Genomic DNA, 25,822 nt, shown 5'->3' on the forward strand with positions numbered 1-25,822 from the left:
TCGGCGGCCTCCGTCCCGCGGAAGCCGTTGCGCCGCCGGGCTTATAGCCGGCACCCCCCTCCCCCTCAACCCGGCCCGCGGCCGGACCGGGCGGGGCCCGGCCATGGCTTCGCTGCAACAGGGCCGAAAATTCGCCTGATTGCGACCGCGTAGTCGCTTGCGAACGGCACGCCCCGCGTTCCAGCGCGCCACATCTCGGAGAAGAACCGCATGCGTATCGCCCTCGGCTCCGCCCTCCTCCTCGCCGGCCTCGCCTCCGCCGCCGCCGACACCGCCAAGGATCCGTCCGGCACCTGGCTGACCGGCGACGGCCGCGCCAAGATCCGGATCGACCGCTGCGGCCCGGGCCAGAACCTCGTCTGCGGCAAGGTCGTCTGGCTGAAGGTGCCCACGACCGACCAGGGCGCGGCCCGAACCGACATCAAGAATCCCGACCCGAAGAAGCGCGCCCGCCCCGTCCTCGGCCTTCAGCTCATCGAGGGCCTGAAGCCCGACGCGGAGAAGTTCTCGGGCGACCTCTACAACATCGAGGAGGGCAAGGTGTATCAGGTGAGCCTGGAGCGCGAGAGCGCGTCCGAGCTCTCGGTCTCCGGTTGCATCCTCAAGGTGCTGTGCGGCTCGCAGACCTGGACCCGCGTCCCCGACGTGAACCAGCAGGCCGCGAACATGTCGGCCGAGGCGCCGGCGCCGAAGCCCGCGAAGGCGGCCCCGAAGGCCGCCAAGGCGGAGTAGGCGCCCTCAGAGCGCCGCGAACCCGCGCTGCACGGCGGGCCGGGCCAGCAGCGCGTCGAGCCAGCGGCGCACGTTCGGGTAGGCCGAGAGGTCGACGCCCTGCTTGCCGTGGAACTTCGCCCAGGGCAGCGTCGCGACGTCGGCGATCGAGTAGTCGCCGGCGAGGTAGTCCCGGTCCGCGAGGCGGGCGTCGAGCACGCCGTAGAGCCGTTTCGACTCCGCCTCGAAGCGCTCGATCGCGTAGGGGATCTTCTCCGGCGCGTAGATCTTGAAATGGTGGGTCTGGCCGAGCATCGGCCCGAAGCCGCCGACCTGCCAGAACAGCCATTCGTCGACGGCGACGCGGGCCCGCTCGTCGGCCGGGTAGAGGCAGCCGGTCTTGCGCCCGAGATATTGCAGGATCGCGCCGGATTCGAACACGCTGATCGGCTGGCCGCCCGGACCGTCGTGATCGACGATCGCCGGGATCTTGTTGTTCGGCGAGATCTTCAGGAACTCGGGCGCCATCTGCTCGCCCTTGCCGATGTTCACGGGCAGCACCCGGTAGGGCAGCCCGCACTCCTCCAGCATGATCGGGATCTTCCACCCGTTCGGCGTGGTCCAGGTGTGGAGGTCGATGGGCTTGCCCGTGACGGCGGCCATGGATCGGGGCTCCGGCTCTGTCCGCCCGCCGCGCGCCGGGCGAGGTCTCGAGATTGGTGACCGCGGGGGTCGTCTGCAAGCCCGGACCGGCGGGTCCGAACCTCCGGAGCCGGACGTGCAAGTCCGGAGCCGTCCGCCGCGACGGCGGGCGGTCCATGGCCTAGCTAGCCCGGATCGGCACCCGCGCTCAAGCGCGCCCCCGCACGCGGCGGCCGAAACGCGCCGGCGAGGCTCGCGCCTGCCCACGCGAATGTCGAGGGCGGCGTGCGGACGCCCTTGCCCTCCGGCCGGCTTGCGTCTGAGATAGGATTCCTCGCCGCGGACCGACTCGCGGCCCGAACGGGATCGCCACCATGCTCAACCGTCTCCTCGCCGGCGCCGCTCTGGCCCTGCTGCTCGCCGCGCCGGTCATGGCCAAGGACGCGCCCAAGGACGCCGCCAAGGACGCGACGGCGTCCGAGAAGGCGCCGAGCGCCGGGCAGACCGCCGCCCGCGGCCGGCAGAAGCAATGCGGCTCGGAATGGCGCGCCCTCACCGCCGCGCAGAAGACCGCGCAGGGGCCGAAATGGCCTCAGTACTGGAGCAAGTGCAACAAGCGCCTGAAGGGCAACGACAAGGCCTGACCATCAAAAGGCCCGGCCGCGCGAACCCGCCGCCTTCGGGCGGGTTCTGTGACCGGCGAGAGCGGCGGGGCGGGGGCGGATGAACGAGCGGCAGGCACTCCAGCGCGTGGTGGCCGTCGGCGCGGTGATCCCGGTCGCGGCCGGCCTCTACGGCGTGGTCTTCGGCGTGAACGGCCTCGCCTCGGGCGTCGAGAGCGTCTCGATCGACAGCCACTTCCGCTACCTCTCGGGCCTGCTCACGGGCATCGGCATCCTGTTCTGGGTCTGCGTGCCGGGGATCGCGGGCAAGACGCGGCTGTTCCGCTTCCTGACCCTGGTGGTGGTGCTGGGCGGCCTCGCCCGGCTGCTCGGGCTCTACCTCACAGGCGTGCCCTCCCTGACCATGCTCGGCGCGCTCGGGGTCGAGCTCGTGGTGACGCCCCTGCTCTGCCTGTGGCAGGCCCGGATTGCCGCCCAGGCCCGCGCCGCCGGCTCCGCGGATCTCACCCGCGATGCCTGAGGCCCCTGCCCGTTCCGGCGCTCCCGCGCGCCTGGACCGTATCCTCGACCGGATCGACGCCTTCGTCCCCGCGCCCGCGGCCTGGGCCTTCGCGCTGCGCATCTGGATCGCCATGACCCTGGCGCTCTACATCGCCTTCTGGCTGCAGCTCGACAGCCCCTCGACGGCCGCGACCGGCGTCGCGATCCTGGCCCAGCCGCGGCGGGGCCAGGCGATCTCCAAGGCCGTCTACCGCCTCCTCGGCACGATCATCGGCGGCGCGGTCGCGATCCTGTTCATGGCCCTGTTCGGGCAGGACCGCGTGCTCCTCCTCCTCGCCTTCACGGTCTGGCTCGGACTGTGCGTGTTCGTGGCGCAGTATCTCCAGGACACCCGCGCGTACGGGGCCATGCTGTCGGGCTACACGGTCGCGATCATCGCGGTCGCCCATATCGACACGCCGCAGAACACCTTCGACGCCGCGGTCTCGCGGCTCGCCGCGATCGCGGTGGCGGTGGTGGTGATCACCTTCATCAACGACGCGCTGGCCTCGCCGAGCACGTGGCGGACGTTGCGGCCGACGCTGGTCGGTGCCTTCGCGGCGGTGAAGGACTTCGCCCGCGAGGCCCTCGCCGCCGGGGATCCCGGGCCGGAGCGGGCCGCGCAGATGATCCGCCGGATCGCCCCGATGCGGGCCGATGCGAGCGCCATCGCGGGGGAGCTCGACGACGGCCCGTTCCGCGCGGCGGGCGCCCGCAGCGCCATCGCGGCGCTCTACGTGATGGTCGCGGCGAGCCGGGCCGTGGCGCGGGCCGCCGCGCACCTGCCGGCTCCCTCCCCGGCCGTCGCGGAGGCGCTGGCGATCTGCCGCGCGGTGGCCGCGGGCGACGTCTCCGCGCCCGGCGCCGCGGCCCTCGACGCCCACGACGCGCGCCTGCGCGACCTCGTCGACGCGGCCATGCGGGACGGCGACAGGCCCCTCGACGAGCTGGCCGCGCTCCAGCGCTGCCTCGACTTCGTCAATGCCGCGACCTTCGCCGACGACGGCCTGCGCGCCCTCTGCGATGGCCACAGGCCCCTGCGCGACGTGGCGCTGCCGACCCATCGTGATTTCCCGGTCGCCTTCCGGGCCGCCATGCGGGTCGCCATCGCGTTCGGCATCAGCGCGTTCCTGCTGATCCTCAGCGGCCTGCCCGAGAGCTCCTTCGCCCTCGTCCAGGTGGCGGCCAACTGCGCCCTCTCCTCGGTGACCCCGGATCCGCGCAAGTTCGCCCTCGGCGTGCTGATCGGGATGCCCCTCGCCGGCCTCTTCGCCGTAGCCGTGCTGTTCGGCCTGCTCAACGGCAACCAGGGCTTCCCGCTCCTGGCCATCGCGATGGCGCCGCCGGTCTTCCTCGGCTGCTTCCTGTCGCTCCACCCGCCGACCTTCACGGTGGGCTTCATCACCCTGGTGTTCTTCTCGGTGCTGCTGGCGCCCGCCAACCCGCAGACCTACGATCCCGAGACCGTGCTGACGAACGTGCTCCTCGTGATCGTCGCGGCGGTGCTGCTGTTCCTGGCGGTCCGCCTCGTCCTGCCGATCAGTGACGCGCGGCACCGGATCTACGCCCTCGATTCCGCCCGCCGGGCGCTCGCCGAGGCGATGGCCGGCGAGGGGGGCGACGCCACCACGCGGACGAGCCTCAACGCCGACCGGCTGTTCCAGTTCTGGGGCTACAGCTCCGGCAGCAGCGCGGTGCGCCGCATGGCGCTCACCCACGCCTTCGCGCTGGCGCAGCTCGAGGCCGCCGCGGCCCGCGCCCACGCGCAGATGCGCCTGCTCCGGCCCCTCGCGCGCCTGCACACGCCGATCGCCCAGGCGCGCGACGCCCTGGCGACCGGCCATCCCTGGGCCCTGGAGGACGCTGCACGCGATCTCGTGCGCGCGGCCGCACGGGAGGATCGCCCCGCCCGCATGACGAGCGCGCGGGCCGCGACCGATCTCGTCACGGCGGCACGGGTCATCGGACGCCATCGGCGTTTCCTGCGGCGCCTCGCCGTCGCGCCGTTCTGAGGAGTCGCCCCACGATGCGCCAGGACATCCAGATCGGCGGGATCCTGATCTCCCCGTTCGTCGCCTATGCCCTTGCCGCCTTCGCGATCCTCGTGGTGCTGCGCCGGATCTTCAGCCGCGTCCGCCTCAGCCGCTACGTGGCCAACGCCCCCCTGGCCGAGGCGGGCATCTACGTCTGCATCCTCGCCCTCCTGATCGTGCTGGTATGATGGCCGACGAAGACGACCCGAAAGCCGCGGCGGGCCACCCCGCGGGCGGTCCCACAGGCCGCCCCGCAGGGGTTCCGCGCGAGGACCCGCCGGCGCTCCGGGTCGAGGCGCCGGCGCCGGTCCGGAGCGGGCGGGCGGCCAAGGTGTTCCGGCTCGCCGCCACCGGCCTGATCCTGCTCCTCGCCCTCGGAGCGGCCGTCGTGGTCTGGCAATACTACGTCACCGCGCCCTGGACCCGGGACGGGCGGGTGCGCGTGCAGGTGGCGAGCGTCGCCCCGCAGGTCTCGGGCCAGATCACCGAGCTCCGGGTCAGCGACAACCAGACGGTGCAGCGCGGCGACGTGCTGTACGTGATCGATCCGTTCGACTTCCAGGTCGCGGTGGCCCAGGCCGAGGCCGAGGTGAAGAACCGCGAGGCGGACCTCCAGGTGAAGAACGCGCAATCGGCGCGGCGGCAGGCGCTCACCACGGTCTCGACCTCGGTGGAGGAGAAGCAGCAATATGCCGGCACGGCCAAGATCGCCGAGGCCGCGCTGGAGACCGCCAAGGCGCAGCTCTCCCAGGCCCAGACCAACCTGAAGCGCACGGAGGTGCGCGCCCCGGTCAACGGCCGGGTGACGAATCTCCTGCTGCGGGTGGGCGACTACGCCCAGACCGGCACCGCCAACGTGCGGGTGATCGACACCGACTCGTTCTGGGTCGACGGCTATTTCGAGGAGACCAAGATGGCGGGGATCCATGTGGGCGATCCCGCCGAGATGCAGCTCCTCGGCTTCGACCGGCCGCTGCGCGGGCGTGTCGAGAGCATCACCCTCGGCATCTCCACCGCCAATGCCGCGCCGAGCACGCAGGGCCTGCCGAACGTCGATCCGGTCTACACCTGGGTCCGCCTCGCCCAGCGCGTGCCGGTGCGCATCCGCATCGAGCAGGTGCCCGACGGCGTGCCGCTGGTGGCCGGCATGACCGCGACGGTCGCGGTGAACGAGGGCCGGGGCCGGACGCCCGGCTGGTTCGCGGATCTCCGCCGAGGCCTGACAGGCGGCCCGTGAGGGGGCCGGTGGTCCGGCCGCCGGTCCCGCTCCGGACGGCCCGGCCGCGTGCGAACGGCTGGGCCGTCCCGCAACGGCCCAGGTGTATCGCGCCGCAGCATCCGTGCCGCCAAGTGCTTGATGTCGTTAGGATGCGCTGCGGCGCGCTGTGGCGCGCGCGAATACTTGCGACGCCGACGAACTTTCGGGCTTGACGGCGCTCGAATACGGGCACAGTCTACTCCTGTGCTTCGAGACGGGAAGCACAGGACGGCCGCCGAACGACGCCCCGTGCGCGAGACTTTGCGGCCGAAGCTGAAGGAGACAGGAATGACTCCACCCCAGCGTAACGCCGCGGCGATCATCTCCGGATAGGTTCGGCCGGAGACGTAGCGGCTCCCAGCGGACAACCCGGCGGAGACGGCTCCAGGGGCGCAGAAGCGGCCGAACGGCGCGACTTCGAACACGCGACAAGCCCCACCTGAGCCGCTTCCGGCGCGGTTTCTCTCAAGGTGACCGAAGATCTGCCTGCCCACAGCCTCAGCCGAGGCTGCGCGCGGGATTTCCGCATGCGCGCCGCAGGCGACGGCGCGCGGGCCGCCATCCCGTCCCGACGCGGCCGCGGAGGCCCAGGAGGGTCCGGCGCGCGAGCCTCGGGCTACGCGATCCCGAGCTTCGCCTTCAGCAGCGCGTTCACCGCGGCCGGGTTGGCCTTGCCGCCGGTGGCCTTCATGGTCTGGCCGACGAACCAGCCGAGCAGCGTCGGCTTCTCGCGGGCCTGGGCGACCTTGTCGGGGTTCTGGGCGATGATGGCGTCGATTGCCGCCTCGATCGCACCCGTATCGGTGACCTGGCGCATGCCGCGCGCCTCGACCACCGCGCGCGGATCGCCCCCCTCGGTCCAGACGATCTCGAACAGGTCCTTGGCGATCTTGCCCGAGATCACGCCCTCGCCGATCAGGTCGATGATCGCCCCGAGCTGGTCCGCCGAGACCGGGCTCGCCTCGATGCCGAGGCCCTCCTTGTTCAGGCGGCCGAACAGCTCGTTGATCACCCAGTTGGCGGCCGCCTTGCCGTCGCGGCCCCTGGCCACCGCCTCGTAGTAGTCGGCCGATGCCCGCTCGGCGACGAGCACGCCGGCATCGTAGGCCGAGAGGCCGAAATCCTCGACGAAGCGCGCCTTCTTGGCGTCGGGCAGCTCCGGCAGGCCCTCGGCGAGGCGGTCGACATAGGCCTGATCGAACTCGAGCGGCAGCAGGTCCGGATCGGGGAAGTAGCGGTAATCGTGCGCCTCCTCCTTCGAGCGCATCGAGCGGGTCTCGCCGCGGCCCGGGTCGAACAGCCGCGTCTCCTGGCTGATCGTGCCCCCATCCTCGAGGATCGCGATCTGCCGGCGCGCCTCGGTCTCGATCGCCTGCCCGATGAAGCGGATCGAGTTGACGTTCTTGATCTCGCAGCGGGTGCCGAGCGGGTCGCCGGGGCGGCGGACCGAGACGTTCACGTCGGCGCGGAGCGAGCCCTTCTCCATGTCGCCGTCGCAGGTGCCGAGATAGCGCAGGATGGTGCGCAGCTTCGTCACGTAGGCCTTGGCCTCGTCCGACGAGCGCAGGTCCGGCCGCGAGACGATCTCCATCAGGGCGACGCCGGAACGGTTGAGATCGACGAAGCTCTGGTTCGGCGCCTGATCGTGCAGGGACTTGCCCGCATCCTGCTCCAGATGCAGCCGCTCGATGCCCACCGTGATCGAGTCGCCGTCGGCCAGATCGACCAGCACCTCGCCCTCGCCGACGATCGGGTCCTTGTACTGCGAGATCTGGTAGCCCTGCGGCAGATCCGGGTAGAAGTAGTTCTTGCGGTCGAAGACCGAGCGCAGGTTGATCCGCGCCTTCAGGCCGAGGCCGGTGCGCACGGCCTGGGCGACGCATTCCTCGTTGATCACCGGCAGCATGCCGGGCATCGCCGCGTCGACGAGCGAGACGTGGGCGTTCGGCTCGGCCCCGAACTCTGTCGAGGCGCCGGAGAACAGCTTCGAGCGGCTGGTGACCTGGGCATGGATCTCCATGCCGATCACCACCTCCCAGTCGTGCAGGCCGCCCTTGATCAGCTTGTTGGGGTTCACCGGGATCGTCATGCTCGTGAAAACCTCGCGGGCGCCCTGCGGGGCGCGTCCTCGATCCGGTGTGTAGGAACCGGCCGCGGGGCGGGTCAAGCGGCGCGCGCCCAGCCGAGCCAGTCGAGGGCGGTGTCGATGTCGCCCGGGGCCACCGAGAAGCCGCCCTCGGCGTCGGGCGGGTCGCCGATCACGTAGCCGCTGGCATGGCCGATCGCGTGATCGAGGCCGCTCTGCAGGAAGCCCAGCGCCGGGTCGCCGTTGCGGATCGAGAGCACGCTGGCGCCGGGCTCGCAGAACAGCGAGCCGTGCAGGCCCGAGCCGTACTCGCCGACGAGGCAGGCGGCCGACCGGAACAGCGCCACCTGCTCGCCGATCGGCAGGGTCTCGGGCCGCACCGCCTCGAATCCGTGGGCCGCGGCCCGGGCCTCGAGGAGCGCGCGCTCGGCCAGCCGGCGGCGGTTGAGGGTCGCGGCGTTCTCCGAGCGGGCGACGAGCAGGCGCCGCCGCCCGGGCGGCGCGGGCCGCCACCAGCGCCGACGGATCCCGAGCCGGCGCAGCAGGAAGGCGCGCGCTTCGGCGAGCAGGGGCGAGGCGCGGCTCGCGTGCCGCAGCGCGCCCGGGACGATCAGGTCCCGGCAGGCGAGCCGCTCGGCCCAGGGCTCGTAGGCGAGGATCCGGTCCGCCCCGATCCCGAGGGCCGCGAGCCAGGCCCGCGCGAAATCCGGGGTGTCGGCGGGCAGCAGGAAGCGCTGGCGTTCCAGCTTGTAGCCCGCCCGATGCAGCAGGTAGAGCTTGGGCAGGAAATCCACGAGCCAGTGCCCGAACACCGTGTGGCCGGCGCCGACGAGAAGCACGGGCTCGCCCGCGATGCGGCGGAGCGGCAGGTGCCCGGCCCCCTGCACGAGGTCGGGATGGAAGCGGGCGGGATAGCCGGGATCGACGTTGATCTGCCCGCAGGTGGCGAAGGCGCCGTCGAGGAGCACGATCCCCTCCCGCATCACCTCGGCGTCGCGCACCCGGATCACCGTGGCGCCGTGGACGAGGGATTCCGAGAACAGGGTGTGCAGGAGCGCGGGCGTGACCGCGCCGATCATCAGGTCGGGCGGGCGCACGCGGACGTGGCGCGACAGGCTGAGATCGGTGATCGTGCCGCGGCCCGCCGCCACGGCCTCGCGCAGGTCGACGGTCGGGGTCAGGGCCGGGCTCAGGGTCCGGGCCGGAGCCGCCGGGCCCCGAAGCCGAGGATCGCCCAGAGGAGCGCAGCCACGGTGCGCACGGGGAAGAAGGTCGGCCCGTCATGGCTCACCGGGGCCGGCCAGGGGATGCCGAGCGCCCCGATCGCCCACGAGGCCAGCACGGAGACCGCGAGCGCGATGATCGCCGCGATGAAGACCTTGCCGAACTGGGTCGCGGTCCAGCCGAGATAGAGCGCGAGCCCGATCAGGATCGGGTCGAAGGCCGCCAGGATCCAGACGGTCCAGGGATAATACGGGACGGTCATGCCCACCAGGGCGCCGGCAGCCTCATCCGGCCGGCCGCGTCCTCGATCACCTGGGCGGCGGAGAACAGGGTCTCCTCGTCGAAGGGCCGGCCGACGAGCTGCAGCCCGAGCGGCAGGCCCTGCGCGTCGAGGCCGGCCGGCACGGCGATGCCGGGCAGGCCCGCCATGTTCACCGTCACGGTGAAGACGTCGTTGAGATACATCTCGACCGGGTCGGCGGAGGCCTTCTCGCCGATGCCGAAGGCGGAGGACGGCGTCGCGGGCGTCAGGATCGCGTCGACGCCCGCGGCGTAGGCCTGCTCGAAGTCGCGCTTGATCAGGGTGCGGATCTTCTGGGCCCGCACGTAGTAGGCGTCGTAGTAGCCGGCCGAGAGCACGTAGGTGCCGATCATGATGCGCCGCTTCACCTCGCGGCCGAAGCCCGCCGCGCGGGTCTTCTCGTAGAGCCCGACGATGTCGTCGGCCGGCACGCGCAGGCCGTAGCGCACGCCGTCGTAGCGGGCGAGGTTCGAGGAGGCCTCGGCAGGCGCCACGATGTAGTAGGCCGGCAGCGCGTAGCGGGTGTGGGGCAGCGAGATCTCCCGGATCGTCGCGCCGGCGGCCTTCAGCCATTCCGCGCCCTGGTCCCAGAGCGCCTGGATCTCGGCCGGCATCCCGTCGACCCGGTACTCCTTCGGGATGCCGATGGTCAGCCCCTTCACGCCGCGCGAGACGGCGGCCTCGAAATCCGGCACCGGGAGATCGACGCAGGTGGTGTCGCGCGCGTCCGGTCCGGCCATCGAGCCGAGCAGGATGGCGCAGTCGCGCACCGTGCGGGCGATCGGGCCGGCCTGATCGAGGGAGGAGGCGAAGGCCACCGTGCCCCAGCGCGAGCAGCGCCCGTAGGTCGGCTTGATCCCGACCGTGCCGGTGAAGGCCGCGGGCTGGCGGATCGACCCGCCGGTATCCGTCGCGGTGGCGCCGAGGCAGAGATGGGCCGCGACCGCCGCCGCCGAGCCGCCCGACGAGCCGCCGGGGACCAGGGCCGCGTCGGAGCCCTGCCGGCGCCAGGGCGAGATCACATTGCCGTAGGCGCTGGTCTCGTTCGAGGAGCCCATCGCGAATTCGTCGAGGTTGAGCTTGCCCAGCATCACCGCGCCGTCGCGCCAGAGATTGGCGGAGACGGCCGATTCGTAGGGCGGTGTGAAGCCCTCGAGGATCTTCGAGCCGGCGGTGGTCGGCACGCCCTCGGTGCAGAACAGGTCCTTGATGCCGAGCGGTAGGCCCTCGAGGGGGCGCGCCTGCCCCGCCGCGATCCGGCCGTCGGCGGCCTCCGCCATCGCGAGCGCGCGCTCGGGCGTCTCGAGCAGGAAGGCGTTCAGGGGCCGCGCCGCCTCGACGGCGGCGATGTGGGCCTGGGTCAGCTCGCGGGCGGAGAACCGCTTGGCCGTCAGGCCGTCGCGCGCCTCGGCGAGGGAGAGTTCGTTCAGTTCGCTCACGTGTCCGTCCTCACGCCCGCCCGTCGCGGCAGGTCCTGCCCGGCAATCGCGCCGGGCCCTCGGCAGCTGGATCGCCCTACTCGACCACCTTCGGGACGAGGAAGTAATGGTCCTCGGTCTCGGGCGCGTTGGCGACGATGGCGGCGGCGCGCTCCCCTTCGGTGACCACGTCCGCGCGCTTCTTCATGGCCATGGGCGTGACCGAGGTCATCGGCTCGACGCCGGAGACGTCGACGGCGCCGAGCTGCTCGACGAAGGCCAGGATCGCGTTGAGTTCGCCCTGAAGCGGGGCGACCTCCGCCTCGGAGACCGCGATGCGCGCCAGATGCGCGATGCGCCGGACTGTCTGTGCGTCGACCGACATGCTGCCCCGTTGCCCGCCCGGTCCGGGCGCGATCCGCGATACGATGCGGCGGGCTATAGCACCGGCCTTCGCGGCGCCGCAACGCGGGCGGGGGCTCAGGTCACCACGTGGTTGGGCGTCGTGGTCACCTCAATCAGGATGCCGCGCCGCACGGGGTGAAACTGCGCCTGCGCGAAGCCGAAGACCAGCACCTCGAAGGCCAGCAGCAGCAGGAAGCGGTGCAGGCGGCGCATCGGCGGACGCGCGGGCCGCGGGTCGGGGCGCTCCGCACGGAGCCGGTCGAGGAAGCGTATCGCGGGACTGGCGGTCACGGAGATCCCCGGTCAGAAGGTTAACCGTTCGTTAACACGCTTCGGCCCGAACCGCTCCAGCCCGTCGGCCGCGATCCACCGATAGGGTTAACGGCGACGCTGAAAGGAGATCCGCCCATGTGGTCCGACATCTTCGCCGCCCTGCACCCGGGACGTCCCTCGGCGCCGGACGAGATCGCGCGGGCGCAGCAGGCGCTGGGCTTTCGGCTCCCCGATTCCTACCGCAGCTTCTGCGCCGCCTGCGGGGCCGGCCTCGCGGGCGGCGCCGTCAGGATCGCGACGCCGCTGCCCTACCCGGCCGCCGACCTCGTCGGCCGCTCCGAGACGATCGCCTACAGCATCGCCTCGGCGCTGGCGCAGCTCGGCCCGCCCGCGGACATCGGCGCCGACGACGCCTCGCCGCTCGACCGGGCCTGCTTCTTCGGCGAGGTCGAGGACGGCAGCTTCCTGTTCTGGGACGTCGACGGCACCGGGCCCGCGGGCGAGGGTCCGCACGAATACGAGATCTGGGTGCTGGCGCCGGACCTGGAGACGCTGCGCTTCGGGGCCGAGAGCCTCGACGCCCTGTTCCGGGCCCTGCAGGACGCGCGCGTGCGCGCCGTCCTCGGCGAGGCGGCCGAGCCCCTGCCCTCGGTCTTCGAGGGCATCGAGGACGCGGTGCTGGCCCGCTCCGACGCGGTCGGCTAGAGCCGGCCGATGGACACCAGCGACATCCGTGCCTTCGCCGAGGCCGCGACGACCGGCCCGCGCCTGATCGGGGTGGATCTCGGAACCCGCACGATCGGCCTCGCGCTCTCCGACGTGCAGCGCCGCATCGCCTCGCCGCTGGAGACGATCCGCCGGGTGAAGTTCACCCCGGACGCCACCCGCCTGAAGGTCCTGTGCGAGACCCACCGGGTCGGCGGCCTCGTCTTCGGCCTGCCCCTCAACATGGACGGCAGCGCGGGGCCGCGGGTGCAATCCACCCGCGCCTTCGTGCGCAACCTGAGACCCCTGCTCGATCTGCCGGTCCTGTACCAGGACGAGCGCCTGTCCACCGCCGTCGTCACCCGCGCCCTGATCGAGGCGGACACCTCCCGGGCCCGCCGGGCCGAGCTCGTCGACAAGCTCGCCGCCGCCTACATCCTGCAGGGCGCCCTCGACCTGATGCGCGGGCCGGACGCGGACGAGGAGGCGTAGGACGCCCGCCCTACGGCAGCAGCGAGACCGTGCCGCTGCCGTGGCGCTCGATGCGGCCGTCGAGCTCCAGCTCGAGCAGGAGCGTCTGCACCACCCGCACGCTGAGGCCGGTGCTGCGGGCGAGGGCGTCGGTGCCGATCGGGGCGGGGCTCAGCGCACCGATCACCTGGGCCAGCGCGTCGGTCGGCTCGGCCGGGTCCGGGCTGTCGAGCGCCGGGGCGGGCACGGCCAGGGCGATGCCGTCGAGGTCGATCTCGTCCCAGAAGATCGGCTGGTCGGCGAGGTCTTGCGGCGCCTGGATCGCGGGCGTCCCGTCGCCGAGGAGCGGCGCGATCACCGCCAGCACGTGGTCGACCTCCGCCACCAGCGTCGCGCCCTGCCGGATCAGGTCGTTGGTGCCCTCCGCGCGCGGATCGAGGGGCGAGCCCGGCACGGCGAAGACCTCGCGGCCCTGCTCCAGCGCGAAGCGCGCGGTGATGAGCGAGCCGGAGCGGCGGGCGGCCTCGACCACCACGGTGCCGTAGGCGAGGCCCGAGATGATGCGGTTGCGGCGTGGAAAGTCGCGGCCGCGCGGCACCCAGCCCATCGGCATCTCGGCGACCACCGCGCCGCCCGCGTCGAGGATCTCCGCCACCAGGGCGGCGTGGTTGGCCGGGTAGATCTTGTCGTGGCCGCCCGCGAGCACCGCGACGGTGCCGGTCGCGAGCGAGGCCTTGTGGGCCCGCGCGTCGATGCCCCGGGCGAGCCCCGAGACGATGGTGAGGCCGGCCTCGCCGAGGCCGCGGGCGAGGCGCTCCGTGAAGGCGCCCCCCGCCGCCGAGGCGTTGCGCGACCCGACGATCGCGACGGCCGGGGCGGCCAGGGCGGCCTCGCTGCCGCGCACGGCGAGGAGCGGCGGCGCGGAATCGGCGCTCTGGAGCAGGCGGGGATATCCGGCCTCCCCGCTTGCGACGAGGCGGGCGCCGATCCGGGCCGCGGCGGCGATCTCGGCCTCGGCCTGCGCACGGGTCGGCGGCGTCACCGGGCGGCCCTGGCGCCGCGTCAGGTCCGGCAGCGCGTCGAGGGCGGGGCCGGCCCCGCCGAAGCGGTTGATCAGGCCCCGGAAGGTGCGGGGGCCGACGCCCTCGGTGCGGATCAGGCGGAGCCAGTCGATCCGCTGGGCGTCGGTGAGCTGCATGACGCCTCGCGGGTCGGTTCGTCAGCCCTTCTGGCCGATGCGTCCCTCGCTGCCGGCGGCGAGTCGCCGGATGTTGGGCGCGTGCTTCCACCATAGCAGCAGGGTGAGCGCCAGGAACAGCGCAGCTTCGGCCGGGCGCCCCATCGCCCAGAGCAGCGGGGGCGTCGCCGCCGAGGCCGCGAGCGCGGCGAGCGAGGAATAGCGCAGCGCGAAGGCGAGGCCGAGCCAGATCGCCGCGAAGGCCAGCACCGCGAGCGGGCTCAGGCCCAGCAGCACGCCGATGAAGGTCGCCACGCCCTTGCCGCCCTTGAAGCCGAGCCAGACCGGGAAGAGATGGCCCAGGAAGGCCCCGAGGCCGGCCGCCAGCATCGGCGCCTCGCCGAAGCGGGCCGCGATCAGCACCGCCGCGGTGCCCTTGAGGGCGTCGCCGAGCAGCGTCGCGGCGGCGAGGCCCTTGCGGCCCGTGCGCAGCACGTTCGTCGCCCCGATATTGCCCGAGCCGATCGCCCGCACGTCGCCGAGGCCGGCGTAGCGGGTCAGGATCAGGCCGAACGGGATCGAGCCCAGCGCGTAGCCGAGGCCGAGGCAGGCGGCCGCGGCCGGCGTGGCGAGATCGGCGAGCGCGCTCACGCGGCCACCGCGATCTCGGGGGAGCGGTGGACGACGCGCCCGCCGACGAGGGTCAGCACGGCGGCGCCCTGCAGCCGCGCCTCGTCGAAGGGCGAGTTCTTCGAGCGCGACTTCAAGGTGCGCTTGTCGAGGAGGTAGGGCAGGTCCGGGTCGATCAGCACGAGATCGGCCGGCGCGCCGGCGGCCAAGCGTCCGCCCGCGCGCCCGAGGATCCGCGCGGGCGCCTCGGTGAGCGCCGCCAGGAGCCGCGGCAGGGCGATGTCGCCGTTGTGGACGAGGCGCATCGCGGCGCCCAGCAGCGTCTCGATCCCGAGGGCGCCGTCGGCGGCCTCCGCGAAGGGCAGGCGCTTGGTCTCGACGTCCTGCGGGTTGTGGTCGGAGACGACGACGTCGATCACGCCGTCGGCCAGCGCCCGCACCACCGCGAGCCGGTCGCTCTCGTGCCGCAGCGGCGGCGAGAGGCGGCAGAAGGTGCGGTAATGCCCGATGTCGTTCTCGTTGAGGACGAGGTTGTTCACCGAGACCCCGCAGGTGACGGGCAGGCCGTCGTGCTTGGCCCGGGCGACGATCTCCACCGAATCGGCGCAGGAGATCATCGCCGCGTGGTAGCGGGCGCCGGTGAGGCGCACGAGGCGGATGTCGCGCTCCAGCATCACCGTCTCGGCCTCGCGCGGGATGCCGACGAGGCCGAGCCGCGAGGCGAACTCGCCCTCGTTCATCACGCCCTCGCCGACGAGGTCCGGCTCCTCGACGTGCTGCAGGATCAGCGCGCCGAAATCCCGCGCGTAGGTGAGCGCCCGGCGCATCACCTGGGCGTTCGTCACGGCCTTCAGCCCGTCCGTGAAGGCCACCGCACCGGCCTCCTGCAGCAGGCCGAACTCGGTCATCTCCCGGCCGGCCAGACCCTTGGTGATGGCGGCGGCCGGCAGGACGTTGACGCAGGCCGTGTCCCGGGCGCGCCGCAGCACGAAATCCACGATCGCCGGCCCGTCGATCACCGGGTTGGTGTCGGGCATGCAGACCAGGGTGGTCACGCCGCCCGCCGCCGCCGCCGCGCTCGCCGAGGCCAGGGTCTCGCGGTGCTCGGCGCCCGGCTCGCCCACGAAGGCCCGCATGTCGATCAGCCCCGGCGCCAGGACGAGGCCGGCGCAATCGACTGCCTCGCAGCCCTCGGGGACGCCCGGCGCCGCGCCCTGCGCGACGTCGGCGATGCGGCCCTCGCGCACCAGCACGGCGCCCGGGGCCTCGCGGCCGGTCGCCGGATCGAGCAGGCGGGCGTTCCGCAGGAGGATCGGACGCAGGGACATCGGCATCACTCGTTGGGCAGATGGCTGGCGAGCGCCTCGAGCACCGCCATGCGCACGGCGACGCCCATCTCGACCTGCTCGCGGATGAGCGACTGCGCCCCGTCGGCGATGTCGGAGGCGATCTCGACGCCGCGGTTCATCGGGCCGGGATGCATCACCAGCGCGTCGGGTCTGGCCAGGGCCAGCTTGTCCCGGTCGAGGCCGTAATAGCGGAAATACTCCTTCACCGAGGGCACGAACGAGCCGTTCATGCGCTCGCGCTGGAGACGCAGCATCATCACGATGTCGCATCCGGCGAGGCCCCGGCGCATGTCGGTGAAGACCTCGACGCCGAAGCGCTCGATCCCGGCCGGCAGCAGCGTCGAGGGCCCGATCAGCCGGACCCGGGCGCCGAGCGCCTGCAGGGCGATGATGTTGGAGCGGGCGACGCGGGAATGCAGGACGTCGCCGCAGATCGCCACCGTCAGGCCCTCGATCCGGCCCTTGTTGCGCCGGATGGTGAGCGCGTCGAGGAGCGCCTGGGTCGGGTGCTCGTGGGCGCCGTCGCCCGCGTTCACCACCGAGCAATCGACCTTGCGAGCGAGAAGGTGCACGGCGCCCGCCGATTGATGGCGCACCACGATGATGTCGGGGCGCATGGCGTTCAGCGTCGCCGCGGTGTCGATCAGGGTCTCGCCCTTCTTCACCGAGGACGAGGCCACCGACATGTTCATCACGTCGGCGCCGAGCCGCTTGCCCGCCAGCTCGAACGAGGATTGCGTCCGCGTCGAGGGCTCGAAGAACAGGTTGATCTGGGTGCGGCCCCGCAGGGTCGTGCGCTTCTTCTCGATCTGGCGCGAGATGTCGACGGCGGCGTCCGCCCGGTCGAGCAGGCCCTCGATCTCGGGCCGCGTCAGCCCCTCGATGCCGAGGAGATGGCGGTGCGGGAAGCGCGCGGGCGTCGGCTGAGTCGGCGATTGGGTCATGGCGTTCGGGTCATGGGCGCGGGCCGGTGATAGGTCCCCCGGGGTGTGCGGTAAAGGGCGCGGGCCGGCGCCCTTCACGGCTTCGTGGCGCGCCGGCGCCGGCAAAAACGCGTCCGGGGGCTGGCCGCGGCCCGCCCGCGCGACACCTTCGGCGGCAGGTCCGCGAAACATCGCGCACAATCGACCATCGGAGGAGCCCGGCTTGGCCGTCCCGCACGCCCTGTCGCCCGCAGAGACCGTCGAGGCCACGCCCAAGGGCGAGCGGCGCTGGATCTACCGCCACCCGGCGGTGATCCGGGTGGCCCACTGGATCAACGCGGCCGCGCTCCTCGTCCTGCTGATGAGCGGCCTGCAGATCTTCAACGCGCACCCGGCCCTCTACTGGGGGGCCCGCTCGACCTTCGACGACCCGGCGCTCTCGATCACCGCGGAGCCCGATGCCGACGGCACGGCCCGCGGCGTGGTGCAGATCGGCGCGCACCGCTTCGTCACCACGGGGGTGCTCGGCCTGTCGAAGACCGGCGGCGTCGAGACCGAGCGGGCCTTCCCGTCCTGGGTCACCCTGCCGGCGAACCAGGACCTCGCGACGGGCCGGCGCTGGCACTACCTCTTCGCCTGGGCCTTCGTCCTCAACGGGCTCGTCTACCTGCTCTACGGGATCGGCAGCGGGCAGCTGCGCCGCCGGCTGATCCCGGACGCCGACCAGGTGCGCGACATCGGCGGCTCGATCCGCGAGCACCTCACCCTGCACTTCCCCGAGGGCGAGGAGGCCAAGCGCTACAACGTGCTGCAGAAGCTCACCTACCTCGTGGTGGTTCTGGGCCTCCTGCCCGTCATGGTCGTCGCCGGGCTCGCGATGTCGCCCGGCATGGACGCGGCCTGGCCCTGGCTGACCCAGGTCTTCGGCGGCCGGCAATCGGCGCGCAGCGTGCACTTCATCGCCGCCAACCTCCTCGTGCTGTTCGTGATCGTGCACGTCCTGCTCGTGCTCGTCTCGGGCTTCTGGAACAACATGCGCGGCATGGTGACGGGCTGGTTCAGCATCGGCACCCGCCCGAACGCCGGGACGACCCGCTGATGCCGATCCGCTCCTCCGGCCTCGTCCTGCCCCGCCGCCGTCTCCTCGCCGGTGCGGCCGGCCTCCTCGGCGCGAGCCTCCTCGGGGGCTGCGACCGCTTCGCCGGCACCGGGTCGGGCCGACGCGTCCTGCGGCTCGGCGAGGACGCCAACCTGTTCGTGCAGCGCCTGCTGCTCTCCCCGGCCTCGCTCGCCCGCGAGTTCCCGGAGTCCGAGATCTCGCCCTGGTTCAAGCCGAACGGCTCGATCGACCCGCCGGACCGCGACTACAAGCGGCTGGCGGCGGGCCGCTTCGCCGATTACCGGCTCCGGATCGACGGCCTGGTCGAGCGCCCGCTCTCGCTGACGCTCTCCGACCTGCGCGGGCTGCCCGCCCGCACCCAGGTCACGCGCCACGATTGCGTCGAGGGCTGGAGCTGCATCGGCAAGTGGACGGGCGTGCCGCTCGCCGAGATCCTGAACCGGGCCGGGCTGAAGCCGCAGGCGCGCTACGCGGTGTTCCACTGCGCCGACACCCTCGAATATGCCGGCTCCCTCGACGGCGCGAGCCTGCGCCCCGAGACCCCGAGCCACGTCCGCCATGTGGCGGCGGCCGGCGACGGGGCGGATGCCTGGGGCGGCGGCGACGCGGAGCCCGACGACGAGCCGAAGGGCACGCCGATCCGCTACTACGAGAGCATCGACCTCGTGGACGCGGTCCACCCGCAGACCATCCTGGCCTACGACCTCAACGGGCAGGCGCTCCCGGTCTCGAACGGCGCCCCCCTGCGGCTGCGGCTCGAGCGCCAGCTCGGCTACAAGATGGCCAAGTACGTGATGCGGGTCGAGCTGGTGGACGCGCTCGCGGGCATCGGCGCCGGGGGCGGCGGCTATTGGGAAGACCGCGGCTACGAGTGGTACGCGGGCATCTGATCCGGCGGTGACCCCGCGGGGCGCGCGGCCGGATCGGCCCGTCCCGCAGCCGGATGGCCGGGACCCCGCGCGGGGCCGGCCGGCCTCGCCGCGCGTCGCGGCAGCCGATCCCGCACGCGCTCGGGTGCGGCCCCGGTAACGTCGAGACTTCGAAACACGCTGTCCTCGGACGAGACTCCCGCCCACCTGCGACGGGGGTCGGTCCGGTCTGTCCGAGACTGGGCTATGCTGTGCCTATATTCGGCGCTGTTTGGCGGCGATACTTCGGATTTATATAAGTATCCGATCCAATGAGGTTCACAAACAGCTACGGAATTTTAACCGCCGAAACCGTAAGGATCACGAACACAATATTATCGTAGAAACCACGCTGGATAGTCCTGGGGGCGCAATCGTGTCGGCGCGCAACGTTGTTTCTCTACTGATCGGGATGCTGCCGCTCGCGGGAGCCTGCGCGCAGGCTGCCGACCTGGATGCCCTGAAGGCCCAGTATCGGCGCCCGACGACGATCCCGTTCCCGGGGGATGCGCCGTACTCGCCGCAGATGGCGACGCTGGGCAAGATGCTGTTCTTCGATCCCCGCTTGAGCGGGAAGCAGAATCTCAGCTGCGCGAGCTGCCACAATCCTTCCTTCGGCTTCGAGGTCCCGGTCTCGGGCGCGATCGGCGCGACGAACAAGCCGCTGGCGCGCAAGGCCCCGACCGTGCTGAACGCGGCCTGGATTCCGACCTTCTTCTGGGACGGGCGCGCCCCGGACCTCGAGACTCAAGCCGCGGGTCCGATCACCGCCGATGCCGAGATGGACGGCAAGTTCCCGGAGATCGTCGCCCGGCTCAATGCCACGCCGGAATACGCGGCCTCGTTCGGTCGCCTGTTCCCCCGGGACGGCGTCACCCAGGCCAACATCCTCACGGCGATCGCCTCCTACGAGCGCACGGTGGTGTCGGGATGGGCGCCCTTCGACCGGTGGGTCGAGGGCGACGCGAACGCGATCTCGCCCGCCGCGCAGCGGGGCTTCGCGCTCTTCACCGGCAAGGCCGGATGCGCGAGCTGCCACACCGGCTGGAATTTCACCGACAACAAGTTCCACGATCTCGGCGTCCCCACCAAGGACGTCGGCCGGGCGGCCATCGATGCCGACGATCCGCTGGCGAAATACGCCTTCAAGACGCCAGGCCTGCGCAACCTGACCTACCGCGCGCCCTTCGGCCATGCCGGCCAGTTCGCCAACCTCGAGGCCATCCTCGCCTTCTACGAGTCCGGCGGCCTCGCGCGGCCCTCGAAATCGCCGCTGATGAAGCCGCTGACGCTGAGCGCCCAGGATCGGACCGACCTGATCGCCTTCCCGAACGCGCTGACGGCCGAGCAGTCCCGGACCGTCCTGCCGAACCTGCCGAACTGACACGGGCCGAGGGACGCACCACCATGTCGATCCGCCAGAAGATCCTTCTTCCCCTCCTGGGCTTCCTGCTGCTCGCGGGGCTGCTGTCCGGCCTGACCGGCCTCGCGGGCCTCGGCGCCCTCGGCGACCTCGCGGCCCTGGCCGAGCGAACGGCCGAGGCGACGGAGGCGAGCCGCGCCGCCCGCGACCGCTTCCACCGGGCTGAGGAGCTGGTGGCACGGGTCGGCGCGATGACCGACCTGCTCGACATGGCGCCGATCGGCGCCGAGTTCACCGCCGCGAGCGACGCGGTCGCGCGCCTCCTCGGCCGCCTGGAGGCCGCAGCCCTGTCCGAGCCGATGCGGGCCATGTCCCGCAGCGCGCAGAGCGAGGCGCGCCAGTGGCGCGCCGACGCGGAGATCCTGCTCGGTCTGCGGGCGGCCCGCGAGATCCCCACCGTGGAGCGCATGGACCAGGCGAGCCGCCGGCTGCGTGAGCGGTTCGACGAGGCGGTGGCGCTGGCCGGCGCGGATGCCCGCAGCCAGATCCAGGCGACCCGGGAGACGACGGCCTGGAAGATCTGGGCGATGCTCGCCCTGGCGGCCGTCATGGTGCTCGTCGGTTCGAGCACGGCCTGGTGGATCGCCCGGAACCTCGCCCGTCCCCTGATGCGGCTGACCGCCGATGCGCGCCGGCTGGCGAGCGGGGACCGGGCGGTGGAACTCGACGGCTCCGACCGCCGCGACGAGATCGGCGACATCGCCCGCGCCGTCGTGGCGATCCGCGACATGTCGCTGGCGGAGGCCGCGCAGCAGCTCCGGACGACGGAGGCCGAACGGCTGCGGGCGGAGCAGGCGCGCCGGACCATGCTGCTCGATCTCGCCGACGGGTTCGAGCACTCGGTCGGCGGGATCGTCGCCGAGGTGACGCGGGCCGCCACCGGATTGCTGGCCTCGTCCGGCACGATGCGGAGCGCGGTCGACGACGCGGTCCTGCGCTCGACCAGCGCGGCGGGCGCCGCGCAGCAGACGGCCGACAACGTGCATGCCGTCGCCTCGGCTGCGAACGAGCTGGGCTCGACGGTGGAGGAGATCGGCCGGCAGGTCGTCCACGCGAGCGGGATGTCGGCGGCGGCGGTGGAGGCCACCTCGCGCACGGCTGAGACCATGGCGACGCTCGCGGCCGCCGCGGCGCGGATCGGCGACGTGGTCGGGCTGGTCTCGACCATCGCGGGCCAGACGAATCTGCTCGCCCTCAACGCCACCATCGAGGCCGCGCGGGCCGGCGACGCGGGTCGCGGCTTCGCGGTCGTCGCCTCCGAGGTGAAGGCGCTGGCCGCCCAGACGGCTCGGGCGACCGACGAGATCGGCGCCCAGATCGACGCGATCCAGACGGCGACCGACGAGGCCTCGCAGGCGATCCGGGACATCACGGCCCAGATCCACGCGATGAGCGGGGTGACGACGAGCATCGCCGGCGCGGTGGAGGAGCAGAGCGTGACCACGCAGCAGATCGTGCGCAGCATGGCGGAGGCGTCGGCGGGCGTGGGACAGGTGACCAGCGACATCGCCGAGGCCGCCCGGTCGGCCAACGGCACGGGTCGGGCCGCCCACACCGTGTCGACGGCCGCCGACGCCCTGGCCGGGCATTCGGACGCCCTGCAGCGCGAGATGGCGCAGTTCCTCCTCAACGTCCGGGCGGCCTGAGGCAGGCGAGGAAGGGGCTCGATATGCGGCGGGGGCCCTCCTTGCCGGGGCCGCGCCGCGACCCACCTTCGGCGGACTTCTCCGAGTACCGGACCGAGACCGCACCGATGACCGCCCCGATCGATCCGACCCTGCGCGACGCACTCATGGCCGTGACCCGGGCGAGCCTGGGGCGGGCGCTGGCGCGGCGCGGGATCCGCGCGGCGACGCCCGCGGGCCTCGCGGCGCAGCGGTCCGCAACCGTCGTCGGGCCCGCCTACACGCTGCGCCTGGTGCCGGCCCGCGGCGAGGCGGCGGGCGCGCTGGCCGAGGCGATCGAGGCGGTGCCGGAGGGCGCGGTGCTCGTCGTCGATGCCGGCCGCTCGGGCGGCACCCTGCCCTTCGCGGCGATCCTCGCCGCCCGCCTCGCCCACCGGGGGATCGCCGGCCTCGTCACCGATGCGGGCCTGCCCGCCGACCTCGCCCTGCCCGCCTGGTGCGCCGCGCCCGCCGAGATCGGCCTCGCGCTGGCCGGCAGCGGGGAGATTGTGGCCTGCGGGGGGGCCGTGGTCCATCCGGGCGACATCGTGGCGGCGGGGCCGGACGGCGTGGTCGTGGTGCCCCGGGACCTCGCCGAGGCGGTGGCGCTCGAGGCGGTGGAGCAGCAGCGGCTCGATCTCTGGCTCCTGCGCGAGGCGGAGAAGGGCGCGTCCCTCGCGACGCTACTGCCGCCTGATGCGGCGGCCCTCGCCCGGTTCGAGGCCGAGACGCGTCCGGCCTGACCCGGCGATGTTCTTCCCGCTCTCGAAGCTGATCTTCTTCCTGATCACGCCCTCGAACTTCCTGATCCTGTGCACCCTGCTCGGCGCCCTGCTGTCGGCCTTCCGCTGGCGCCGGACCGGGGCCGGGCTCGCGGCCCTCGGCGCCGTCGGGCTCGGGCTCGGCGGCCTGTCGCCCCTGCCGTCCCTGGTGATGCTGCCCCTGGAGGATCGCTTCCCGGCCTTCCCGGCGCAGGACGACGGTCCGGTCGCCGGCATCGTCGTGCTCGGCGGCGGCATCGAGACCGAGCTGTCGCAGGTGCGCGGGCAGCTCGTCGGTAACGACGCGGACGAGCGCGAACTCTACATGGGCGACCTCGCCCGGCGCTTCCCCAAGGCGCGCCTCGTCTTCTCCGGCGGCAGCGGCAGCCTGCGCGGCGGCGGAGTCTCGGAGGCCGACATCGTCAGCCGCAACGCCGACGGCCTCGGCGTGCCCCGCAGCCGGCTGATCCTCGAGAACCGCTCGCGCAACACCCGCGAGAACGCCCGCTTCAGCGCGGACCTCGTGCTGCCCAAGCCCGGCGAGCGCTGGATCCTCGTCACCTCCGCTTGGCACATGCCGCGCGCGGTGGGCTGCTTCCGCGAGGCCGGGTTCACCGTGGAGCCGTTCCCCGTCGATTACCGCACCGGCGGCTGGCGGGACGGGGTCCGCATCAGCACCTTCGCCTCGAACGGCCTGACGAAGCTCGATCTCGCGGTGAAGGAATGGGTCGGGCTCGTGGCCTACCGCCTGTCGGGCTATACCTCCGAGCTGTTCCCCGGCCCGGCCCCGTCCGCCAAACCCGAGGCTGACGCCGTGCCGAGCCGGTAGATCCCGCGGAAATCCTGCGGATCGACCGGGCGGCCCTTGCGCAGGATCGCGATCCGCCCGGCCAGCGCCAGCCGCACGGCGACGCGGCGCACCGGCTGCATCAGCGGCCCCCAGCCCTCCGAGTGCGGGCCGCCGATGGTGCGGGCGACCTCCGAGGGACAGACGGTCTTGCCGGCGCCCCGCGCATCCACGAGGTCGAGCAGGGTGGTCTCGATCAGGGCCTCGTCGGCCTTGGGCGCGCTCATCGGGGGGCCTCCTTCAGAACCTCGTCCTCCGCCAGCAGGGCGGCGCGGATCTCGGAGGCGAACTGGCGCCGCCACATCACCAGCACCACGGCGGCGGTCGACCCGATCAGCACGTAGGGGCTGACGAACCAGCCGAGATAGGCCAGGGCGAACAGGAAGGCGCGCTGGCCGCGGGCGAACTGGCTACCGGCGGCGGTGTTCATCGCCGCCGCGCGCCGCGCCGCCCGCAGGGTCGCGGCCTCGTCGGCGCCCGAGCCCTTGGGCGGCACCGCGCCGATCAGGATCGCGCTGTAATTGAACAGCCGGTAGGCCCAGGCGAACTTGAAGAAGGCGTAGACGAAGACGACGGCGAGCCCCGCCACCTTGATCTCCCAGGTGAGCCGCGAGGCGACGCCGCCGAAGGGCAGCGTCCCGAACAGCGTCAGCACGTCGTCGCCCGAGCGCGACAGGGTGAGCACGCCGCCGAGCGCGATCAGGGTGGTGGAGGCGAAGAAGGCGGTGCCGTTCTGGAGCGAGGCGTTGATCGTGGTGTCGACCACCCGGTTGTCGCGCAGCACCATCTGGCGGGCCCAGGCCTCGCGCTGGCGGTTCATGATCTGCGAGAGCGACACCATCCGGCCGCGCAGCCGCCCGACCGAGAGGCCGTAGCCCGTCCAGGCGAGGATGAAGAACAGGAGCGCGGCCAGATCGAGCGTCGAGAACGCCGCTGCGCCGGTGTGGAGATCGGTCATGGTCCTCGCAAAGGGCGCTCCGGCCCGGCCGGGGCATATCAGTCGGGCGCCGACACCGGAAGCCGCGCCGCCCTCAACCCTGGATCGTGAAGCCGGGCTCGGGCCGGTCGGCCGTGTCCGTCGCCTCGACCCCGTCGACGCGGGCGCCCGGCGGCCCGGCGCGGCAGGCCGAGAGCATCGCGGCGACCGCCTCGTCGGGGCCGCAGAACAGGGCCGCGACGGCGCCGTCGGCGCGGTTGCGGACATGGCCGGACAGGCCCCGCGCCCGGGCCTCGCTCAGGGTCCAGGCCCGATAGGAGACGCCCTGGACGCGCCCGGTGATCACCACGTCCACGCATCGGGTCCGCGCCATCGACAGCCCCTCGTCCCGCACCGGTCCGGTGCCCCCGGGCGATCTGGGCCGGGACCCGGGTCTCGGCAAGCGGGTCTCGGCAAGCGGGTCTCGGCAAGCGGGTTCCGGCGAGCGCCGTCAACTGCCCCGATAGGTCTGGTAGCTCCAGGGCGTCGCCACCAGCGGCACGTGGTAATGGCCCTCCGGGTCGGCCACGCCGAAGCGCAGGGGCACGATGTCGAGGAAGGGCTGGTCCGGCAGGTCGAGCCCGAGCCCGCGATGGTAGTCGCCGAGGCCGAAGCGCAGCTCGTAGGCGGCGATCGGGATCGGCCGGCCGCCGATCAGCGGGCTGTCGGTGCGGCCGTCCGCGTTGGTCGCGGTGCGGGCGACCAGGGCCGTCTCGGTGGCCGAGACGATCTCGTGCAACTCCACCGCGACGCCGGCGGCGGGCGCGCCCCGCACCGTGTCGAGCACGTGAGTCGAGATCCGGCCCGCGACGCGCAGGGGCCCCGCGCCGTCCACCAGCCCGCCGAGGCGGATCGCGGCGATGCGGAACACCTCGGCCTCGGCCGTGGCCCGTTCCGTCTCGGGTTCGGAGGCGAGGCGGGCCTCGAAGCTGCGCATCAGCGAGGCACGGCCGTGCCGCCGGATGCAGAGGATGAAGGGGATGCCGAAGCGCGCGCGGTAGGACCCGTTCAGGGCCTCGAAGCGCGCGTACTCGGCCTCCGACAGGCGGTCGAGACCGGCCGCGGCCTGCTCGGCGATCGAGTCGGGCGCGATGGCGCCGGCGCGCGCCGCCCGGCCGGCGAGCTCCGGGTGCCCGGCCAGGAGGGCGTGCCGGGCCTCCGCCGGCGCGGCCTCGACGGTGGCGCGCATCGCGGCGTGCAGCGCCTCCACGGTGCCGAAGGGGCGCCGCTGGGCCGCGCCCGCCGCGACCCAGGGCGCGTGCTCGAACACGGCGCCGAGCGCCGCCACGAAATCGGCCTCCGGCATGGCGTTGAGGTCGGCAAGGCTGATCATGGGTCCTCGGGAGGCGGTTCG

At 72.9% G+C, this 25,822-nt stretch carries 29 protein-coding genes; 14 read left to right on the forward strand and 15 right to left on the reverse strand.

Features of this window, described 5'->3' with window-relative positions; all coding sequences use genetic code 11:
• Positions 1 to 210: 210 nt before the first annotated feature.
• Positions 211 to 732, forward strand: a complete 522-nt coding sequence (locus tag ACS5RC_RS08840; protein ID WP_478343484.1) for a DUF2147 domain-containing protein — start codon at positions 211 to 213, stop codon at positions 730 to 732.
• Between the two features lie 6 nt (positions 733 to 738).
• Here the strand turns inward: ACS5RC_RS08840 and ACS5RC_RS08845 are convergent, their stop codons facing one another.
• Positions 739 to 1,374: a glutathione S-transferase N-terminal domain-containing protein gene (locus tag ACS5RC_RS08845; protein ID WP_478343485.1), complete on the reverse strand. Its 636-nt coding sequence runs from the start codon at positions 1,372 to 1,374 to the stop codon at positions 739 to 741.
• Between the two features lie 353 nt (positions 1,375 to 1,727).
• On the opposite strand from ACS5RC_RS08845, the gene ACS5RC_RS08850 reads away from it, so the two are divergent.
• The 5 genes from ACS5RC_RS08850 to ACS5RC_RS08870 all read left to right on the forward strand — a co-directional run bounded on the left by ACS5RC_RS08850 (position 1,728) and on the right by ACS5RC_RS08870 (position 5,786).
• Positions 1,728 to 1,997 (forward strand): hypothetical protein, encoded by a 270-nt coding sequence (locus ACS5RC_RS08850; RefSeq protein ID WP_478343486.1) that lies wholly within the window; start codon positions 1,728 to 1,730, stop codon positions 1,995 to 1,997.
• A gap of 79 nt (positions 1,998 to 2,076) precedes the next feature.
• Complete coding sequence (locus ACS5RC_RS08855) at positions 2,077 to 2,496, forward strand: DUF4345 domain-containing protein (protein WP_478343487.1); 420 nt, start codon at positions 2,077 to 2,079, stop codon at positions 2,494 to 2,496.
• On the forward strand, positions 2,489 to 4,528 hold the full coding sequence (locus ACS5RC_RS08860; protein ID WP_478343488.1) for an FUSC family protein: 2,040 nt from the start codon (positions 2,489 to 2,491) through the stop codon (positions 4,526 to 4,528). Before ACS5RC_RS08855 ends, ACS5RC_RS08860 begins: the two co-directional genes overlap by 8 nt.
• Before the next feature lie 14 nt (positions 4,529 to 4,542).
• On the forward strand, positions 4,543 to 4,737 hold the full coding sequence (locus tag ACS5RC_RS08865) for a DUF1656 domain-containing protein (RefSeq protein WP_478343489.1): 195 nt from the start codon (positions 4,543 to 4,545) through the stop codon (positions 4,735 to 4,737).
• The gene (locus ACS5RC_RS08870) at positions 4,734 to 5,786 is read left to right on the forward strand and encodes an efflux RND transporter periplasmic adaptor subunit (protein WP_478343490.1); all 1,053 of its coding nucleotides are present in this window, start codon (positions 4,734 to 4,736) and stop codon (positions 5,784 to 5,786) included. Before ACS5RC_RS08865 ends, ACS5RC_RS08870 begins: the two co-directional genes overlap by 4 nt.
• Before the next feature lie 637 nt (positions 5,787 to 6,423).
• On the opposite strand, the gene gatB is transcribed toward ACS5RC_RS08870, so the two are convergent.
• The 6 genes from gatB to ACS5RC_RS08900 form a co-directional block, all read right to left on the reverse strand.
• Entirely contained in the window at positions 6,424 to 7,896 is a 1,473-nt protein-coding gene (gatB, locus tag ACS5RC_RS08875) for an Asp-tRNA(Asn)/Glu-tRNA(Gln) amidotransferase subunit GatB (protein ID WP_478343491.1), read from the reverse strand.
• A 74-nt stretch (positions 7,897 to 7,970) separates the two neighbouring features.
• Complete coding sequence (locus ACS5RC_RS08880; RefSeq protein ID WP_478343492.1) at positions 7,971 to 9,044, reverse strand: glycosyltransferase family 61 protein; 1,074 nt, start codon at positions 9,042 to 9,044, stop codon at positions 7,971 to 7,973.
• A 38-nt stretch (positions 9,045 to 9,082) separates the two neighbouring features.
• Complete coding sequence (locus ACS5RC_RS08885; protein ID WP_478343493.1) at positions 9,083 to 9,379, reverse strand: hypothetical protein; 297 nt, start codon at positions 9,377 to 9,379, stop codon at positions 9,083 to 9,085.
• On the reverse strand, positions 9,376 to 10,857 hold the full coding sequence (gatA, locus tag ACS5RC_RS08890) for an Asp-tRNA(Asn)/Glu-tRNA(Gln) amidotransferase subunit GatA (protein ID WP_478343494.1): 1,482 nt from the start codon (positions 10,855 to 10,857) through the stop codon (positions 9,376 to 9,378). Before gatA ends, ACS5RC_RS08885 begins: the two co-directional genes overlap by 4 nt.
• A 76-nt stretch (positions 10,858 to 10,933) precedes the next feature.
• Positions 10,934 to 11,221: an Asp-tRNA(Asn)/Glu-tRNA(Gln) amidotransferase subunit GatC gene (gatC, locus tag ACS5RC_RS08895; RefSeq protein ID WP_478343495.1), complete on the reverse strand. Its 288-nt coding sequence runs from the start codon at positions 11,219 to 11,221 to the stop codon at positions 10,934 to 10,936.
• A 95-nt stretch (positions 11,222 to 11,316) separates the two neighbouring features.
• On the reverse strand, positions 11,317 to 11,532 hold the full coding sequence (locus ACS5RC_RS08900) for a hypothetical protein (RefSeq protein ID WP_478343496.1): 216 nt from the start codon (positions 11,530 to 11,532) through the stop codon (positions 11,317 to 11,319).
• A 117-nt stretch (positions 11,533 to 11,649) separates the two neighbouring features.
• Between ACS5RC_RS08900 and ACS5RC_RS08905 the strand changes: the two genes are divergently transcribed.
• Both ACS5RC_RS08905 and ruvX read left to right on the forward strand, forming a co-directional pair.
• The gene (locus ACS5RC_RS08905) at positions 11,650 to 12,219 is read left to right on the forward strand and encodes an SMI1/KNR4 family protein (RefSeq protein ID WP_478343497.1); all 570 of its coding nucleotides are present in this window, start codon (positions 11,650 to 11,652) and stop codon (positions 12,217 to 12,219) included.
• A gap of 9 nt (positions 12,220 to 12,228) precedes the next feature.
• Positions 12,229 to 12,711 carry a Holliday junction resolvase RuvX gene (gene ruvX / locus ACS5RC_RS08910; protein WP_478343498.1) on the forward strand — a complete coding sequence of 161 codons (483 nt, stop codon included), beginning with the start codon at positions 12,229 to 12,231 and terminating at the stop codon, positions 12,709 to 12,711.
• Between the two features lie 10 nt (positions 12,712 to 12,721).
• Here the strand turns inward: ruvX and dprA are convergent, their stop codons facing one another.
• The 4 genes from dprA to ACS5RC_RS08930 are packed head-to-tail and all read right to left on the reverse strand — an operon-like array spanning position 12,722 to position 16,790.
• On the reverse strand, positions 12,722 to 13,888 hold the full coding sequence (gene dprA / locus ACS5RC_RS08915; protein ID WP_478343499.1) for a DNA-processing protein DprA: 1,167 nt from the start codon (positions 13,886 to 13,888) through the stop codon (positions 12,722 to 12,724).
• A gap of 21 nt (positions 13,889 to 13,909) precedes the next feature.
• Positions 13,910 to 14,518 carry a glycerol-3-phosphate 1-O-acyltransferase PlsY gene (gene plsY / locus ACS5RC_RS08920; RefSeq protein ID WP_478343500.1) on the reverse strand — a complete coding sequence of 203 codons (609 nt, stop codon included), beginning with the start codon at positions 14,516 to 14,518 and terminating at the stop codon, positions 13,910 to 13,912.
• A complete protein-coding gene (locus ACS5RC_RS08925) occupies positions 14,515 to 15,825 on the reverse strand; it encodes a dihydroorotase (RefSeq protein ID WP_478343501.1) in 1,311 nt (436 codons plus the stop codon). The genes plsY and ACS5RC_RS08925 overlap by 4 nt, the downstream gene beginning before the upstream one ends.
• A gap of 5 nt (positions 15,826 to 15,830) precedes the next feature.
• Positions 15,831 to 16,790 carry an aspartate carbamoyltransferase catalytic subunit gene (locus ACS5RC_RS08930; RefSeq protein ID WP_478343502.1) on the reverse strand — a complete coding sequence of 320 codons (960 nt, stop codon included), beginning with the start codon at positions 16,788 to 16,790 and terminating at the stop codon, positions 15,831 to 15,833.
• Between the two features lie 202 nt (positions 16,791 to 16,992).
• Here ACS5RC_RS08930 and ACS5RC_RS08935 point away from each other — a divergent pair, with 202 nt between their 5' ends.
• The 6 genes from ACS5RC_RS08935 (at position 16,993) to ACS5RC_RS08960 (ending at position 23,474) form a co-directional block, all read left to right on the forward strand.
• Entirely contained in the window at positions 16,993 to 17,868 is an 876-nt protein-coding gene (locus tag ACS5RC_RS08935; protein WP_478343503.1) for a cytochrome b/b6 domain-containing protein, read from the forward strand.
• On the forward strand, positions 17,868 to 18,779 hold the full coding sequence (locus ACS5RC_RS08940; RefSeq protein WP_478343504.1) for a molybdopterin-dependent oxidoreductase: 912 nt from the start codon (positions 17,868 to 17,870) through the stop codon (positions 18,777 to 18,779). The genes ACS5RC_RS08935 and ACS5RC_RS08940 overlap by 1 nt, the downstream gene beginning before the upstream one ends.
• A 430-nt stretch (positions 18,780 to 19,209) precedes the next feature.
• On the forward strand, positions 19,210 to 20,181 hold the full coding sequence (locus ACS5RC_RS08945) for a cytochrome-c peroxidase (RefSeq protein ID WP_478343505.1): 972 nt from the start codon (positions 19,210 to 19,212) through the stop codon (positions 20,179 to 20,181).
• 23 nt (positions 20,182 to 20,204) lie between these two features.
• On the forward strand, positions 20,205 to 21,866 hold the full coding sequence (locus ACS5RC_RS08950; RefSeq protein ID WP_478343506.1) for a methyl-accepting chemotaxis protein: 1,662 nt from the start codon (positions 20,205 to 20,207) through the stop codon (positions 21,864 to 21,866).
• A gap of 107 nt (positions 21,867 to 21,973) precedes the next feature.
• The gene (locus ACS5RC_RS08955; RefSeq protein ID WP_478343507.1) at positions 21,974 to 22,627 is read left to right on the forward strand and encodes an RraA family protein; all 654 of its coding nucleotides are present in this window, start codon (positions 21,974 to 21,976) and stop codon (positions 22,625 to 22,627) included.
• Between the two features lie 7 nt (positions 22,628 to 22,634).
• Positions 22,635 to 23,474, forward strand: coding sequence for a YdcF family protein (locus ACS5RC_RS08960; RefSeq protein ID WP_478343508.1), 840 nt, complete (start codon positions 22,635 to 22,637; stop codon positions 23,472 to 23,474).
• On the opposite strand, the gene ACS5RC_RS08965 is transcribed toward ACS5RC_RS08960, so the two are convergent.
• The 4 genes from ACS5RC_RS08965 to uraD all read right to left on the reverse strand — a co-directional run bounded on the left by ACS5RC_RS08965 (position 23,402) and on the right by uraD (position 25,801).
• Positions 23,402 to 23,719, reverse strand: coding sequence for a DUF3253 domain-containing protein (locus tag ACS5RC_RS08965; protein ID WP_478343509.1), 318 nt, complete (start codon positions 23,717 to 23,719; stop codon positions 23,402 to 23,404). The genes ACS5RC_RS08960 and ACS5RC_RS08965 overlap by 73 nt on opposite strands.
• Positions 23,716 to 24,450 (reverse strand): DUF599 domain-containing protein, encoded by a 735-nt coding sequence (locus ACS5RC_RS08970; protein WP_478343510.1) that lies wholly within the window; start codon positions 24,448 to 24,450, stop codon positions 23,716 to 23,718. Before ACS5RC_RS08970 ends, ACS5RC_RS08965 begins: the two co-directional genes overlap by 4 nt.
• Positions 24,451 to 24,523: 73 nt before the next feature.
• Positions 24,524 to 24,802: an acylphosphatase gene (locus ACS5RC_RS08975; RefSeq protein WP_478343511.1), complete on the reverse strand. Its 279-nt coding sequence runs from the start codon at positions 24,800 to 24,802 to the stop codon at positions 24,524 to 24,526.
• Positions 24,803 to 24,919: 117 nt separating this feature from the next.
• Positions 24,920 to 25,801, reverse strand: coding sequence for a 2-oxo-4-hydroxy-4-carboxy-5-ureidoimidazoline decarboxylase (uraD, locus tag ACS5RC_RS08980; RefSeq protein WP_478343512.1), 882 nt, complete (start codon positions 25,799 to 25,801; stop codon positions 24,920 to 24,922).
• Positions 25,802 to 25,822: the final 21 nt, after the last annotated feature.

Source organism: Methylobacterium sp. HJ2 (assembly GCF_056431005.1).

Coding starts and splice junctions, on each gene's coding strand:
- ACS5RC_RS08840 (WP_478343484.1), top strand. CDS start 211: ATGCGTATCGCCCTCGGCTCCGCCCTCCTCCTCGCCGGCCTCGCCTCC.
- ACS5RC_RS08845 (WP_478343485.1), bottom strand. CDS start 1,374: ATGGCCGCCGTCACGGGCAAGCCCATCGACCTCCACACCTGGACCACG.
- ACS5RC_RS08850 (WP_478343486.1), top strand. CDS start 1,728: ATGCTCAACCGTCTCCTCGCCGGCGCCGCTCTGGCCCTGCTGCTCGCC.
- ACS5RC_RS08855 (WP_478343487.1), top strand. CDS start 2,077: ATGAACGAGCGGCAGGCACTCCAGCGCGTGGTGGCCGTCGGCGCGGTG.
- ACS5RC_RS08860 (WP_478343488.1), top strand. CDS start 2,489: ATGCCTGAGGCCCCTGCCCGTTCCGGCGCTCCCGCGCGCCTGGACCGT.
- ACS5RC_RS08865 (WP_478343489.1), top strand. CDS start 4,543: ATGCGCCAGGACATCCAGATCGGCGGGATCCTGATCTCCCCGTTCGTC.
- ACS5RC_RS08870 (WP_478343490.1), top strand. CDS start 4,734: ATGATGGCCGACGAAGACGACCCGAAAGCCGCGGCGGGCCACCCCGCG.
- gatB (WP_478343491.1), bottom strand. CDS start 7,896: ATGACGATCCCGGTGAACCCCAACAAGCTGATCAAGGGCGGCCTGCAC.
- ACS5RC_RS08885 (WP_478343493.1), bottom strand. CDS start 9,379: ATGACCGTCCCGTATTATCCCTGGACCGTCTGGATCCTGGCGGCCTTC.
- gatC (WP_478343495.1), bottom strand. CDS start 11,221: ATGTCGGTCGACGCACAGACAGTCCGGCGCATCGCGCATCTGGCGCGC.
- ACS5RC_RS08905 (WP_478343497.1), top strand. CDS start 11,650: ATGTGGTCCGACATCTTCGCCGCCCTGCACCCGGGACGTCCCTCGGCG.
- ruvX (WP_478343498.1), top strand. CDS start 12,229: ATGGACACCAGCGACATCCGTGCCTTCGCCGAGGCCGCGACGACCGGC.
- dprA (WP_478343499.1), bottom strand. CDS start 13,888: ATGCAGCTCACCGACGCCCAGCGGATCGACTGGCTCCGCCTGATCCGC.
- ACS5RC_RS08925 (WP_478343501.1), bottom strand. CDS start 15,825: ATGTCCCTGCGTCCGATCCTCCTGCGGAACGCCCGCCTGCTCGATCCG.
- ACS5RC_RS08930 (WP_478343502.1), bottom strand. CDS start 16,790: ATGACCCAATCGCCGACTCAGCCGACGCCCGCGCGCTTCCCGCACCGC.
- ACS5RC_RS08940 (WP_478343504.1), top strand. CDS start 17,868: ATGCCGATCCGCTCCTCCGGCCTCGTCCTGCCCCGCCGCCGTCTCCTC.
- ACS5RC_RS08945 (WP_478343505.1), top strand. CDS start 19,210: ATGCTGCCGCTCGCGGGAGCCTGCGCGCAGGCTGCCGACCTGGATGCC.
- ACS5RC_RS08950 (WP_478343506.1), top strand. CDS start 20,205: ATGTCGATCCGCCAGAAGATCCTTCTTCCCCTCCTGGGCTTCCTGCTG.
- ACS5RC_RS08955 (WP_478343507.1), top strand. CDS start 21,974: ATGACCGCCCCGATCGATCCGACCCTGCGCGACGCACTCATGGCCGTG.
- ACS5RC_RS08960 (WP_478343508.1), top strand. CDS start 22,635: ATGTTCTTCCCGCTCTCGAAGCTGATCTTCTTCCTGATCACGCCCTCG.
- ACS5RC_RS08965 (WP_478343509.1), bottom strand. CDS start 23,719: ATGAGCGCGCCCAAGGCCGACGAGGCCCTGATCGAGACCACCCTGCTC.
- ACS5RC_RS08970 (WP_478343510.1), bottom strand. CDS start 24,450: ATGACCGATCTCCACACCGGCGCAGCGGCGTTCTCGACGCTCGATCTG.
- ACS5RC_RS08975 (WP_478343511.1), bottom strand. CDS start 24,802: ATGGCGCGGACCCGATGCGTGGACGTGGTGATCACCGGGCGCGTCCAG.
- uraD (WP_478343512.1), bottom strand. CDS start 25,801: ATGATCAGCCTTGCCGACCTCAACGCCATGCCGGAGGCCGATTTCGTG.